The 12512-nt window shown below is 73.4% G+C and carries 11 protein-coding genes; 7 read left to right on the top strand and 4 right to left on the bottom strand.

What is annotated here, in order from left to right; translation table 11 throughout:
• Positions 1 to 43: 43 nt before the first annotated feature.
• Positions 44 to 1654, bottom strand: a complete 1611-nt coding sequence (locus ACFQ3T_RS16960) for a RecQ family ATP-dependent DNA helicase (protein ID WP_380724240.1) — start codon at positions 1652 to 1654, stop codon at positions 44 to 46.
• Positions 1647 to 2069, bottom strand: coding sequence for a DUF2243 domain-containing protein (locus ACFQ3T_RS16955; protein ID WP_380724239.1), 423 nt, complete (start codon positions 2067 to 2069; stop codon positions 1647 to 1649). The genes ACFQ3T_RS16960 and ACFQ3T_RS16955 overlap by 8 nt, the downstream gene beginning before the upstream one ends.
• 178 nt (positions 2070 to 2247) lie before the next feature.
• Here ACFQ3T_RS16955 and ACFQ3T_RS16950 point away from each other — a divergent pair, with 178 nt between their 5' ends.
• On the top strand, positions 2248 to 3084 hold the full coding sequence (locus ACFQ3T_RS16950; protein WP_380724238.1) for an alpha/beta fold hydrolase: 837 nt from the start codon (positions 2248 to 2250) through the stop codon (positions 3082 to 3084).
• A gap of 155 nt (positions 3085 to 3239) precedes the next feature.
• On the top strand, positions 3240 to 4001 hold the full coding sequence (locus ACFQ3T_RS16945) for an SDR family NAD(P)-dependent oxidoreductase (protein WP_380724237.1): 762 nt from the start codon (positions 3240 to 3242) through the stop codon (positions 3999 to 4001).
• Here the strand turns inward: ACFQ3T_RS16945 and ACFQ3T_RS16940 are convergent, their stop codons facing one another.
• The gene (locus ACFQ3T_RS16940; protein WP_380724236.1) at positions 4002 to 5519 is read right to left on the bottom strand and encodes a flavin-containing monooxygenase; all 1518 of its coding nucleotides are present in this window, start codon (positions 5517 to 5519) and stop codon (positions 4002 to 4004) included.
• Between the two features lie 69 nt (positions 5520 to 5588).
• Here ACFQ3T_RS16940 and ACFQ3T_RS16935 point away from each other — a divergent pair, with 69 nt between their 5' ends.
• The 5 genes from ACFQ3T_RS16935 (at position 5589) to ACFQ3T_RS16915 (ending at position 11821) form a co-directional block, all read left to right on the top strand.
• Positions 5589 to 6590: an AraC family transcriptional regulator gene (locus tag ACFQ3T_RS16935; protein WP_380724235.1), complete on the top strand. Its 1002-nt coding sequence runs from the start codon at positions 5589 to 5591 to the stop codon at positions 6588 to 6590.
• Positions 6591 to 6723: 133 nt separating this feature from the next.
• A complete protein-coding gene (locus ACFQ3T_RS16930; protein WP_380724234.1) occupies positions 6724 to 7590 on the top strand; it encodes an SDR family NAD(P)-dependent oxidoreductase in 867 nt (288 codons plus the stop codon).
• Positions 7591 to 8148: 558 nt separating this feature from the next.
• Complete coding sequence (locus ACFQ3T_RS16925; RefSeq protein WP_380724233.1) at positions 8149 to 9813, top strand: peroxidase family protein; 1665 nt, start codon at positions 8149 to 8151, stop codon at positions 9811 to 9813.
• Positions 9814 to 9815: 2 nt separating this feature from the next.
• On the top strand, positions 9816 to 10256 hold the full coding sequence (locus ACFQ3T_RS16920) for a DoxX family membrane protein (RefSeq protein WP_380724232.1): 441 nt from the start codon (positions 9816 to 9818) through the stop codon (positions 10254 to 10256).
• Between the two features lie 176 nt (positions 10257 to 10432).
• Positions 10433 to 11821: a rhamnulokinase gene (locus tag ACFQ3T_RS16915; RefSeq protein ID WP_380724231.1), complete on the top strand. Its 1389-nt coding sequence runs from the start codon at positions 10433 to 10435 to the stop codon at positions 11819 to 11821.
• Here the strand turns inward: ACFQ3T_RS16915 and ACFQ3T_RS16910 are convergent.
• Positions 11806 to 12504: a FadR/GntR family transcriptional regulator gene (locus tag ACFQ3T_RS16910; RefSeq protein WP_380724230.1), complete on the bottom strand. Its 699-nt coding sequence runs from the start codon at positions 12502 to 12504 to the stop codon at positions 11806 to 11808. The genes ACFQ3T_RS16915 and ACFQ3T_RS16910 overlap by 16 nt on opposite strands.
• Positions 12505 to 12512 lie beyond the last annotated feature (8 nt).

The raw sequence follows: 12512 nt of genomic DNA, 5'->3' as shown, positions 1-12512 counted from the left end.
GCCCCGGGTGGTCCGGGGCGCCGGCCGCGCGGTCCGGCGGCCGTCACGGGGACGGGTGGCGGCCGAGCACGTCCGCCGCGTGCACCGCCTCCAGCGACAGCGTCTTGTACCCGACCTCCTCGAACAGCACGGTCAGCCGGTCGGCCTCGCTCTGCACCACCGTGCCGGAGCCGAACTCGGCGTGGTGGACGCGGGACTGCGCCGGGTACTCCGGGTTCGCCGACACGCCCGTGCCCGCGTCGCCGCTGTGGCACGTGTCGCAGTTGCCGCAGGCCCGTTCCAGCACCTCGCCGAAGTAGCCGAGGAGGTGCTGCCGCCGGCACGCCCTGGTCTCCGCGTAGGCCCGCATGACCTCGATCCGCGACCGGTCCAGCCGGTGCAGCCGCTCGGCTTCCCCGACCGCCTGGTCGGCCGCGCTGGACGGTTCGGCCACCAGCCGGAACCGCGCCTTCTCGGCCACGGCGGCGCCGGCGCGCTCCAGCAGGTTCACGCCGGTGGTGACCTTGCGCCGGGACTGCCCGATCTCGCGCGCCAGCTCGGTGACCCGCAGGCCGGGGTGGTCGCGGATGACCTCCGCCAGCGCCTCCAGGCCGTCCCGGTCGACGTGCCGCGACTGCAGGAACCGTTGCAGGCCCAGGTCTTGCGGCCGGTAGAACAGCACGGCCCGCGCGGGCTCGTCGTCCCGCCCGGCCCGGCCGATCTCCTGGTAGTAGGCGTCCAGCGAACCGGGCGCGGACGCGTGCGCGACGAACCGCACGTCCGGCTTGTCGATGCCCATGCCGAACGCGGACGTCGCCACCACCACGTCGACCCGGCCGCGCATGAAGTCGTCCTGCACGCGTTCCCGGTCGGCGGCCTTCATCCCGGCGTGGAACGGTTGCGCGGACACCCCCGCGGCCGCCAGCTCCTCCGCGTACCGGCGGGAGTCCTTGCGGGTCGCGACGTAGACCAGCCCCGGCTTCGGCGCGTCGACCACCCAGTCGCGCACGGCCCGCCGCTTGCCGTCGTCGTCCGTGAACATCCGCACGTCCAACGACAGGTTCGGCCGGTCGAAGCCGAGCGCCACGACGACCGGGTCACGCATCCCCAGGTGGGTGATGACGTCCTCGCGGACGGTCGCGCCAGCGGTCGCGGTGAGGGCCAGCAGCGGCGGCCGGCCGACCCGCTCCACCGCCGTGCCCAGGCGCAGGTAGTCGGGCCGGAAGTCGTGGCCCCACGCGGACACGCAGTGCGCCTCGTCCACCACGAACAACGCGGGCCGCCCCAGCCGGTCCAGCACCTCGGGCTTGGCGAGCTGTTCGGGCGACACGAACAGGTACCGCGCCTCGCCGCGCTCCACGGCGTCCCACGCGGCCTTGTTGTCCACTTCGGACTGCGCCGAGTTCACCAGCACGGCGGGCGGCGCGCCGTTCTCCCGCAGGGCGGCCACCTGGTCGCGCTGCAACGCGATCAGCGGCGACACGACGACGACCAGGCCGTCCAGCAGCACGCCGGGCACCTGGTAGACCGCCGACTTGCCCGCGCCGGTGGGCAGCACGACGAACACGTCCCGCCCGGCCAGCACCTGTTCCATGGCGTCGATCTGCTCGTCGCGCAACCGCGGCCAGCCGAACACGTCGGCCGCCGCCCGGCGGAGGCGTTCCCGGTCACCCACGGCGCCCGGCCTTCGCCAGCAGCCCGCCGACCACGACCAGCAGCAGTCCCAGCGCCAGGAACCCGAGGTCGTAGGCGAGCTGGTCCGGTCCGGACCGGACGTGGTGGACGCCGAGCAACTGGTGGTCGATCAACCCTTCGACCAGGTTGAACACGCCCCACCCGGCGAGCACCCCGCCCCACAGCACCCGGGACGGCAGCGGGGCCGCGCGGTTGAGCAGGCCGACGCCGACCAGCACGAGCACCAGGCACAGCAGGTGGAACAGCCCGTCACCGCGCATGTTGAGCGCCATGTCGTCGGGGTACCAGCCCGACAGCATGTGGTGCCAGCCGAGCAGTTGGTGGGCGACGATGCCGTCCACGAACCCACCGATCCCCAGACCGAGCACCAGGGCCGGTCCCGCGCGTTTCACCATGGCGGGGGAATTGCCCGCCCGGCACCGATCAAACGGGTGTGACGGAGTCCACCGTCGAGGTGGCGCCTGGTCACGGGCGTGGACGCGGGCATGGTCGCGTGCGTGCCGCCGGCCCGGTCGTGGGCGTGGACGCGTGCGTGCCGCCGGCCCGGTCACGGCAGGGTGTGAGGATCACGGCATGAACGCGATCTTCGTCTTCGTCCACGGCACCGGCAGCAGCTCGTTCCACTGGTCCCCCATGATCCGCGAGCTGACCCTGCGCGGCCACCGGGCGCTGGCCGTGGACCTGCCCGGCCACGGCTTCGGCGCCACGTTCACGGCGGCCTACCAGGCGCCGCAGGACCCGGCCGCCCTGGCCACCGCGCCGGCCGGCATCGCGGGCGCGAGCCACGCCGACGCCGTCGCCCACGTCATCGACGTGGTGCGGCGCGCGGCGGAGCACGGGCCGGTCGTGCTGGTCGGGCACAGCCGGGGCGGGATGACCGTGACGTCGGTCGCGAACGCGGCGCCCGACCTCCTCCACCGGGTCGTCTACCTGTCCGCGTGGTGCTGCGTCGAGCTGGGCGCCGCCGGGTACACGGCGGCGCCGGAGAACGCGTCGAGCCTGCTCGCCGACCTCGGCGGCCTGCTCGCCGCGAACCCCGCCGACCTCGGGGCGCTGCGGCTGAACTGGCGGACCGCCGACCCCGCCGTGCTGGCCCGGTTGAAGACCGCGCTGCTGGACGAGGGCACGGAGTCGGAGTTCCTGGCCGCGTTGAACACCTTGGAGCCGGACGACAGCCTGGACTCGGGCGACGACCGCGTCGACCCGGCGGTCTGGAGCCGCCTGCCGCACACCTACGTCCGGCTCACCGCCGACCGCTCGCTCCCGATCGAGCTGCAGGACCGGTTCATCCGCGAGGCGGACGCGCTGACGCCGGACAACCCGTTCGACGTGCACAGCCTCCACACGAGCCACCTGGGTCCGCTGGTCCACCCGGAGGAGGCCGCCGCGCTGCTCGCCGGACTCGTCTGAGATCCCGGCAGCGCCGGCCGGGATCACCGTCGCAGGGACGCGCGGGACGACCGGCGCCCCGTCCAGCCACGTCACGCCGTTCCCGGCACCGCCAGGGCCGGGCTCGACCGCGTCGCGAAGCGCTCTGGGAGCGCTCCCACTGTAGGCTGCGGCGCATGGTGAGCGTTCTGGTGACGGGATCGTCGGACGGTATCGGTCGGGAGACGGCGGCGACGCTGGCCGCACAGGGTCACCGGGTGGTGCTGCACGCGCGCGACGCGGCACGGGCCGGGCAGGCCCTCGCCGCCGTGCCGGGCGCCGCCGGCGTCGTGGTCGGCGACCTCGCGTCCCTGGAGCAGACCAGGGAGCTGGCGGCGGCGGCCGAGCCGTGCGACGTGGTGGTCCACAACGCCGGGCTCGGCGGCGGGCTGGCCGAGCGCACGGTCACCGAGGACGGCCTGGAGCTGCTGTTCCAGGTGAACGTGCTGGCCCCGTACCTGCTGACCGCGCTGATGCCGCGTCCCCGCCGGCTCGTCTACCTGACCTCGGGGTTGGAGGCGCAGGGCGTCGCGGACCTCGACGACCTCCAGCACGAGCGCGGCCCGTGGGACGGCATGCAGGCGTACTCGGACTCGAAGCTGCTGGACGTGGCGCTGGCGTTCGCGGTGGCCCGCCGGTGGCCGGACGTGCTGAGCAACGCGGTGGACCCCGGCTGGATCAAGACCAAGCTGGGCGGCCCGAACGCGACCGACGAGCTGCCGAAGGGCGCGGACACCCAGGTCTGGCTCGCGACCAGCGACGAGCCCGCCGCCACCGTCACCGGCCGCTACTTCAAGTGGCGCGAGGAGCTGCCCGCCAACCCCGCCGCGTACGACGTGGACCTGCAGGAAGGCCTGCTCGCCGCCTGCGCCGCGATCACCGGCGTCAAGCTGCCCTGATCACCCGTCGGCGGCCGTCCGGACCCGGCCGACCCCGTCGGACCGGCGCACGGCGGCGCGGCGCGTGCCGACGAGCTGGCGGCTCAGGTCGCCGCGCAACGTGGACACGGCGTCGAGCACGTAGTTCTGCCGCACCCGCCACGGGCCGCGGTCGCCCTGGCGCGGGAACGCGTCGATGGCCCGCTGGATGTACCCGGAGGCCAGGTCGAGCAGCGGGCGGCGGGCGAGTTCGCGGTCCGGCGTGGCGACGACCGACGCGTACCCGTGCCGGTCCATGTGGTTGACCACCCGGCACACCAGCCGTGACGTCAGGTCGGCCCGCAGCGTCCACGACGCGTTCGTGTAGCCGACGCACACGGCGAAGTTCGGCAGCCCGGTGATCATCGCACCGCGCCAGATGAACTGCTCGGACAGCACGACCGGCCGCCCGTCCACGCTCGGCGCGATCCCGCCGAGCGCCAGCAGCCGCAGCCCGGTGGCGGTGACCACGACGTCCGCCGGGAGGACCCGGCCGGACGCGAGCCGGACGCCGTCGGGCGTGAACGCGTCGACGTGGTCGGTGACGACCGACGCCCGGCCCGCCTTGACCGCGCGGAACAGGTCGGCGTCCGGGATAGCGCAGAGCCGCTGGTCCCACGGGTCGTAGGTCGGCGTGAAGTGCTCGCGCACCGCGTCGGCGTCGCCGAGGACCTTCGTGGACAGACCGGTGAGCACCTTGCGCGCGGCCTTCGGCCAGCGGCGGCAGAACTGGTAGAACGCCAGCCCGAACAGGATGTTCTTGGTCCGGATCAACCGGTGCGCGGCGTTCGGCGGCAGCAGCTCGCGGACCTTGTCGGCGAGCTTGTCGCGGCCCGGCACCACGCCGATCCACGTCGGCGAGCGCTGGAGCATGGTGACGTGCGCGGCGGTGTCGGCCATCGACGGCACGAGGGTCACCGCGGTCGCGCCGCTGCCGATGACCACCACCCGCTTGCCCGCGTAGTCGAGGTCGTCGGGCCAGAACTGCGGCCGCACGACCTCGCCGCGGAACGACTCGACGCCGGGGAACACCGGGTCGTGGCCCTGGTCGTAGTCGTAGTAGCCCGCGCACGAGTAGAGGAAGTCGCAGGTCAGCGTGCTCTCGGTGACGGCGCCGGACTCGTCGCGGCGGCTCAGCGTCAGCGTCCAGCGCGCGGCCGCGGTGTCGAAGTCGGCGGCCACCACCTTGGTCCGGTAGCGGATCAGCCGGTCGATGCCGAACTCCTCGGCGGTGGCGCGGATGTAGGCCAGGATCGACGGCCCGTCGGCGATCGACTTCGCCTCCCGCCACGGCTTGAACGGGTACCCGAGGGTGAACATGTCCGAGTCCGACCGGATGCCCGGGTACCGGAAGAGGTCCCACGTCCCGCCCAGGGCGTCGCGGGCTTCGAGGATCGCGACGGACTTGCCGGGGCACTCCTCGCGCAGCCGGTAGGCCGCGCCGACACCGGACAGTCCGGCGCCCACGATCACGACGTCGAGGTGCTCGGGGGTCGTCATGGGTCCAGTGTGCTGGAGGCCCCGGCGCGGTTCTTGACCGGGGACGACAACTATTTGACCCTGTACGACATGTCGGTGATCCGGTCGGCGGGCCTGCGCGGGTTCCGCGCGACCGTGGCGGAGCTGGGCGGCCGGGCCGAGGACTACGCCCGCGCGGCCGGCCTGCCCGTGGCCGCGCTCGACGTGGACGACCTGCTGGTGTCCGACCGGGTGATGGCGGACGTGCTGGAGGTCGCCGCCGCCGAGCTGCGGTGCCCCGACCTGGGGTTGCGCGTCGCGGCGCGGCAGGACTTCGGCATGCTCGGCCCGCTGGCCCTGGCCATCCAGAACTCGCCGACCGTCGCGGACGCGCTGGAGTGCACCTCGCGCTACCTGTTCGTGCACGCCCGGTCGTTGAGCCTGGCGATGGTGGACGACCCGTACGGCGCGCCGGACCTCGCCGCGCTGCGCTACGGCCCGCCGCCCGGTCTGCCGGTGTCGGTGCAGGCGACCGACCTGGGGCTGGGCTTCCTGCACCGGTCGATCACGTACCTGCTGGGCGGCCGGTACGGGCTGCGCAGCGTCGAGCTGCCGTACCACCCGCCCGCGCCTCTCGCCGCGTACGAGGAGTTCTTCGGCGTGACCGTCCACATCGGACAGGACGCGCCGATGCTGCGGATGCCGCGGGCCCTGGCGCACCAGCCGCTGGCGGGCGGCGACGAGCGGGTGTGGCGGCTGGCGCTGGCGTTCCTGGCGGAGCAGTCGCCGGGCGAGGGCGCGAACCTCACCGCACGCGTGCGCGGCGTGCTGACCCGGTCGCTGGGCACGTTCCCGCCGGAGATCGGCGCGGTGGCCCGGCTGGTCGACCTCCACCCGCGCACGGTGCAACGCCGACTCGCCGCCGAGGGCACCACGTTCGCCGCCGTGCTGGACGAGGTGCGGCAGGCGGCGGCCAAGCGGTACCTGACCACCACGGACATGCCGATGAGCCAGGTCGCGGGCATGCTCGGGCTGTCCGAGCAGTCCGCGCTCAGCCGGTGCTGCCGCCGGTGGTGGGGCATGACGCCGAGCGCCGTCCGACGCGGCACGTGACGTCGGACGTCGTCACTTGCGGGTCGGGAGTCGTCACCCGAATGTCGCGCGAGGTCAATCTCTGTCGCCCGAAGTCAAGCCCGCGGACCCCGTCCGCGCCACACTGGTGTCACCGACACCCTGAGGAGGCCCGATGTCCCAGCTCTCGCGCTACCGGTTCGCGAGCGGCACGGCGGTCGTGACCGGCGCGGCCGGCGGCATGGGCGAACACCTCGCGCACGGGCTGGCGCGGCGCGGCAGCCACCTCGTGCTGATCGACCGGGACGCCGAGCGGCTCGCCGCCGTGGCCGCGAAGATCCGCGGGGTGCGGGTCGAGTCGGTGGTGGCGGACCTGGCCGACGTCGCCGGGCTGGACGGCGTCGCGGCGCGCGTGCTCGCCACCAACCCGCGCGTCACCCTGCTGGTCAACAACGCGGGCGTGGCGCTGAGCGGCACGTTCGAGCAGGTGAGCGCGGACGAGTTCGACTGGGTGATGGACGTCAACTTCCGCGCGCCGGTCGCGTTGACCCGCCTGCTGCTGCCGACGCTGCTCGCCTCGCCCGGCAGCCACGTGGTCAACGTGTCGAGCCTGTTCGGCCTCATCGGACCGCCCGGCCAGTCCGCGTACTCGTCCAGCAAGTTCGCGCTGCGCGGGTTCACCGAGTCGCTGCGCCACGAGCTGGCCGACCGGGGCGTCGGCGTCACGTGCGTGCACCCCGGCGGCATCCGCACCCGGATCGCGGAGAGCGCACGGGTGGCGTCCGGCGTCGACGAGGCCGAGGCCGCGCGGGGCAAGGAGAACTTCGCCAAGCTCCTGACCTACCCCGCCGACAAGGCCGCCGAGCGCATCCTCGCGGGCGTCGAGAAGCGCAAGGGCCGCGTGCTGATCGCGTGGACCGCCGTCGCCCCGGACATCCTGGCGCGCCTGTTCCCCACGTCGTACCTGGCCGTGATGAACCGCCTCAGCCCGAGCACCGCCCGCCACGCGGCTCAGCGCAACAGCACCTCCACCGGCTCCTGACCGGGGCGGTGCGAGGTGACCACCGGCGGCACGCGGTAGGCGTCGGTGTCGAACGCGGCGCGCACGTCGTCGTCGTCCGTCGCGGCGGTGAAGGAGGGCCGCCGGCTCGTCCTCTTCGGACACCTCCGGCTCGTCGCCCACAGTCGACGTCCGCCAGGAACCGGTCCCTCGGCACGTCCAGCACGTCGACGCCCGCGCCGTCCGGAACCGCGGCTCCACCAACCGCCACCGCTCGGTCGGGGCGCGATCCCGGCCGAGCGGCGCGTGGTTCAGCTCGTGCGGGCGGGCGGGGATGTCCGGTCAAGCGACCACAGTGGAGGCCGGGCCGTCGCGCACGGCGATGCGCGGGTCACGGGGAGGAAATTTTCCTGGCGACAGGTGCCGCCGAACGGGCACGACCGGGCACTTTCCCACTCGGATGGATTAATACATCCGGAGCAACCCGCTAGTCCGTGTATCTGATGGACAGAACCTGGTACATGTGTAGTACAGGGCGGCACACAGGGGGTGCGTCCGTCCTGCCCGGTGCTTCCGGGAAACACAGACCTGGGGGGGTCTATGAAGCAGCACGGTGCGAACAGCTTCTTCGTCGTGGGCGAAGGAGTCCTGGAGTTCGACCGCAACGGGGCGGCGACCACGCGTCAGCCGCTCACCGTGGAGGAGTTGCGCCGGTTCCGCTTCTCGCGGCTGGGGCCGGAGGGGACACCGCTCGACGAGGAGACCAGGACGGCCCTGGCCACCGCCATGACGGCGGACGTCCCGCAGCTCGACTCCGCGAACCCGCCGATCCCGGCGGGGTTCACCTACCTCGGCCAGTTCGTGGACCACGACCTGACCATGGACCGCACCGAGTCGCAGCTCGGCGACGACGTGAACCTGGGCGACCTGATGCAGGGCCGCTCACCGGCGCTCGACCTGGACTCGGTGTACGGCCGCGGTCCCGGCGACCGCCACGACCGGGTCTTCTACGCCGCCGACGGCGTGAAGCTGAAGGTCGGCACCACGTCGCCGACACCGTTCCCCGACGAGCGGGTCAACGTCCCGCTGGAGGGGTTCGACCTGCCGCGGTTCGGGGCCGCCGGCACGACCGGGGCCGACCGGCGCAAGCCGCTCATCCCGGACACCCGCAACGACGAGAACCTCGTGATCGCCCAGACCCACCTGGCGTTCATCAGGTTCCACAACCGGGTCGTGGACGAGCTGGCGCTGCGCGGCCTGACCGGGCGGCGGCTGTTCACCGCGGCGCGCGAGCAGGTGGTGCGCCACTACCAGTGGATGCTCCGCACCGACTTCCTGCCGCGGATCGTGGACCCGGCGATCGTGGACGACGTGTTCGCCAACGGCCGGCGCTTCTTCGAGGCGCCCGGTCGCGGCAAGTCGCCCCACGGGTTGCAGCCGACCATGCCGCTGGAGTTCTCGGTGGCGGCGTACCGGTTGGGCCACAGCATGATCCGGGGCGCGTACCAGTGGAACCGGGTGTTCAACACGGACGGCCCCGGCGGTGTCGCCACGCTGTTCCTGTTGTTCGTCTTCACCGGGACCTCCGGCAACTTCGACCCCGGTTCGCAGCTGCCGGACCTGGACAACCCGAACTCGGGCACGGTGGACACGCTGCCCACCAACTGGATCGCGGACTTCCGCCGGCTGTACGACTTCACCGAAGCCGACCGGCCGGACCTCGTGCCGCCCACCGAGGACGGCGGCAACGTCACCAAGCGGGTCGACAGCCTGCTGGTGAACCCGTTGCGGCAGCTGCCCGCCGGCTCGTTCGACGGGCGGGGCACGACGTTCCCGGAGATCCAGCGCAACCTGGCGTTCCGCAACCTGACCCGGGCCAACATGGTCCGGCTGGCGAGCGGGCAGCAGATGGCCGAGTTCTTCGGCGTGGAGCCGTTGACCGACGAGCAGGTCCTCGTCGGGAACCAGGGCGCCGCGCTGGACTCGCTGACCGACGCGCAGAAGGCCGCGGTGACCGCCGCGACCCCGCTGTGGCTCTACGCCCTGCGGGAGGCGGAGTTCAACGGGGGCCTGCTCGGGCCGGTCGGCGGCCGGATCGTGGCCGAGGTGTTCCACCGCGCCATGGAGGGCAGCCGCACGTCGATCGTCCGCGAGCCGTCGTGGCGGCCCGCGTTCGGTCCGGACTCGCAGACGTTCCGGATGACCGACCTGCTGCTGTTCGCCTTCGAGGGCAAGGCGGACCTGCTCAACCCGTTGGGAGACTGACCGTGACGGCCCGCTTGGGGGAGCGGACCATCCCGTGGCGGCACCTCGACCGCGTGGCCCCGCCGGCCCTGCGGATCTCGATCGGTGTCGTGTTCGTCTGGTTCGGAGTGCTGAAGGTGACCGGTGACTCGCCGGTCGCGCACCTCGTCGGCGCCGCCGTGCCGTGGGTCGACCAGGGTTTCCTGGTGCCCGCGCTGGGGTGGTTCGAGGTCGCGTTGGGGGTGGCGTTGCTGATCGGGCGGCTGCCGCGGCTGACGTTGGTCGTCGTGGCGGCCCACCTGGCGGGGACGTTCCTGGTCTTCGTCCAGGCGCCCGCTCTGGTGATGACCGGGGGCAATCCCCTCCTGTTGACCACGAACGGCGAGTTCGTGCTGAAGAACGTGGTGCTCATCTGCGCCGCGCTGGTGCTGCTCGGCCGGGTCGAAGAGCGACGGACGGGCTAGCCGCGCGGTGGAGTCCGGTCCCCGGCCCTCCCGGGGGCCGGACTCCGTCACGTCCGCCCGGCCCGCCACCGACCTCGGACGCGTGACGGGTTCGGACGGCGATCCTTGACACGGGTGGGGCACGGGCGCTTGACTGCTGGGTGTTTGAAACGATTCAAGCATCCGTGGAGCAGCGCATGTCGTCCGTCGCGAGGGTTTTCGGAGCTGTCGACATCGGCGCCTCGGGCGGGCGGGTCGTCGCCGGCGTGGTGGACGGCGACCGGACCACGCTGCACGTGGTGCACCGGTTCCCCAACGGCGTGGTCACGCTCGACGGGCACCTCCGGTGGGACTTCACGAGGCTCTACCGGGAGGTGCTGACCGGCCTGCGCGCCCTGGCGCGCCGGTTCCCGGACGTGGTGTCGATCGGCATCGACACGTGGGCCGTCGACTACGGCCTCCTCGCCGAGGACGGCACGGTGCTGGCCGAGCCGGTCGCCTACCGCGACGGCCGGACCGCCGACGCCGTCGCCCGCGTGCACCGACGCACGTCACCGGAGGCGTTGTACGCGGTCAACGGGCTCCAGCACCTGCCCTTCACCACCCTGTACCAGCTGGAAGCCGAACGCTCGTCGCCGCTGTGGGACAAGGCGGCGCACGTCGTCCTCCTGCCGGACCTGCTGGCGTACCGGCTGACCGGAGAGCTGCGGACGGAGATCACGAACGCCTCCACCACCGGCCTGCTCGACGTGCGGACGCGGACGTGGGCCGCGGAACTGGCCCCCGACGTGCCGTTCCCGCCGTTGCAGGAACCCGGCGAGGTCCGCGGCCCGCTGCTCCCCGAGGTGCTGGCCGCGACCGGTCTGCCCGCCACGACCGTGGTCACGTCCGTCGGCTCCCACGACACGGCCTCGGCGGTGGTGGCGCTGCCCGCCGACGGTCCGCGCTTCGCCTACGTCTCCAGCGGGACGTGGTCGTTGGCGGGCGTCGAACTGCCCGGACCGGTCCTCACCGACCGGGCCCGCGAGCTGAACTTCACCAACGAGGGCGGGGTGGACGGCCGGACCAGGTTCCTGCGCAACGTGGGCGGCCTGTGGCTGCTCCAGGAGTCGCTGCGCGAGTGGGGCGTGGACGACCCGGCGGAGCTGCTGGCGCGGGCCGAGGCGCTGCCGCCGGGCGGCCCGACGGTCGACGTGGACGACCCGGCGTTCCTGGCGCCGGGCGACATGCCGCGCCGGATCGCGGCGGCGGCGACCGGGCCGTTGCGCACGCCGGCCGAGACGGTCCGCTGCGTGCTCGACTCGCTGGCCGTCGCCTACGCCCGCACGGTCGACCAGGCCGTGGGACTGACCGGCCACGACGTGGACGTGATCCACATCGTCGGCGGGGGATCGCGCAACGACCTGCTGTGCCGGCTGACGGCGAGCCTGTCCGGGCGGCGGGTCACGGCGGGTCCGGTGGAGGCGACCGCGCTGGGCAACGTGCTGGTGCAGGCCAGGGCGCACGGCGCCGCGCCCGACACGCTGGAGGCGATCCGCGCCCGGCTCGCGGCCGCGGAGGACGTCCGCCACTACCTGCCGGAGTGACGGACCCACTCGCGGTGGAAGCCCTCGACGTGCCGGGTGACCCTGGTGGCGGCCAGCTCGCCGTCGCCCGCGCGGACGGCGCGCAGGATGGACCGGTGCTCGCGACGCAGCCGGACGGCGGTCCGCGACCAGTCGGGCAGCTCGCGCACGGCGTCCAGCACGGTCGTGTGGATGGCGTCCCGCAGCGCGGCCATGATCGCGGTGTTCACCGCGTTGCCCGCGGCGGCGGTGAGCGCGACGTGAAAGTCGGCGTCGAGCCGGTGGAACGTGCGCGCGTCGACGTCCGGCGCGTCCATGCGGGCCAGCAGCTCGGCGGCGCGGGTGAGGTCCGGGTGGTCGGGGTTGCCGGCGGCGGCGCGCACGGAATGGCTCTCGATCATCACCCTGGTGCCGACGAGGTCGGCCATCGGCAGCCTCCGGGTGGCGAGGTGCAGGCGCAGGGCCGCCCCAAGGCCGTTCACCGGGTCGGCGATGACGGTGGTGCCCGCGTCCGGCCCCGAGCCGACGCCGCTGCGCACCACGCCCATCGCCTGCAGCACGCGGATCGCCTCGCGCACGGTGGCCCGGCTGACGCCGAGGTCCTCGGCGAGCCTGCGTTCGGCGGGCAGCTGCTCCCCCACGCCGAGCCGGCCCGCCGTCAGCTCGGACTCGACGTGCCGCAGCACGGCGTCGTACCCGGACAACCGAACAC

The sequence above is a fragment of the Saccharothrix hoggarensis genome (genome assembly GCF_042678885.1).
GTDB classification, from domain to species: Bacteria; Actinomycetota; Actinomycetes; order Mycobacteriales; family Pseudonocardiaceae; genus Actinosynnema; species Actinosynnema hoggarensis.
Note: the sequence above shows the minus strand (reverse complement) of the source record. Positions and strands in the feature narration are given on the sequence as shown.

Coding starts and splice junctions, on each gene's coding strand:
- ACFQ3T_RS16925 (WP_380724233.1), top strand. CDS start 8,149: ATGAAGCAGCACGGTGCGAACAGCTTCTTCGTCGTGGGCGAAGGAGTC.
- ACFQ3T_RS16935 (WP_380724235.1), top strand. CDS start 5,589: ATGTCGGTGATCCGGTCGGCGGGCCTGCGCGGGTTCCGCGCGACCGTG.
- ACFQ3T_RS16915 (WP_380724231.1), top strand. CDS start 10,433: ATGTCGTCCGTCGCGAGGGTTTTCGGAGCTGTCGACATCGGCGCCTCG.
- ACFQ3T_RS16940 (WP_380724236.1), bottom strand. CDS start 5,519: ATGACGACCCCCGAGCACCTCGACGTCGTGATCGTGGGCGCCGGACTG.
- ACFQ3T_RS16955 (WP_380724239.1), bottom strand. CDS start 2,069: ATGGTGAAACGCGCGGGACCGGCCCTGGTGCTCGGTCTGGGGATCGGT.
- ACFQ3T_RS16950 (WP_380724238.1), top strand. CDS start 2,248: ATGAACGCGATCTTCGTCTTCGTCCACGGCACCGGCAGCAGCTCGTTC.
- ACFQ3T_RS16930 (WP_380724234.1), top strand. CDS start 6,724: ATGTCCCAGCTCTCGCGCTACCGGTTCGCGAGCGGCACGGCGGTCGTG.
- ACFQ3T_RS16945 (WP_380724237.1), top strand. CDS start 3,240: ATGGTGAGCGTTCTGGTGACGGGATCGTCGGACGGTATCGGTCGGGAG.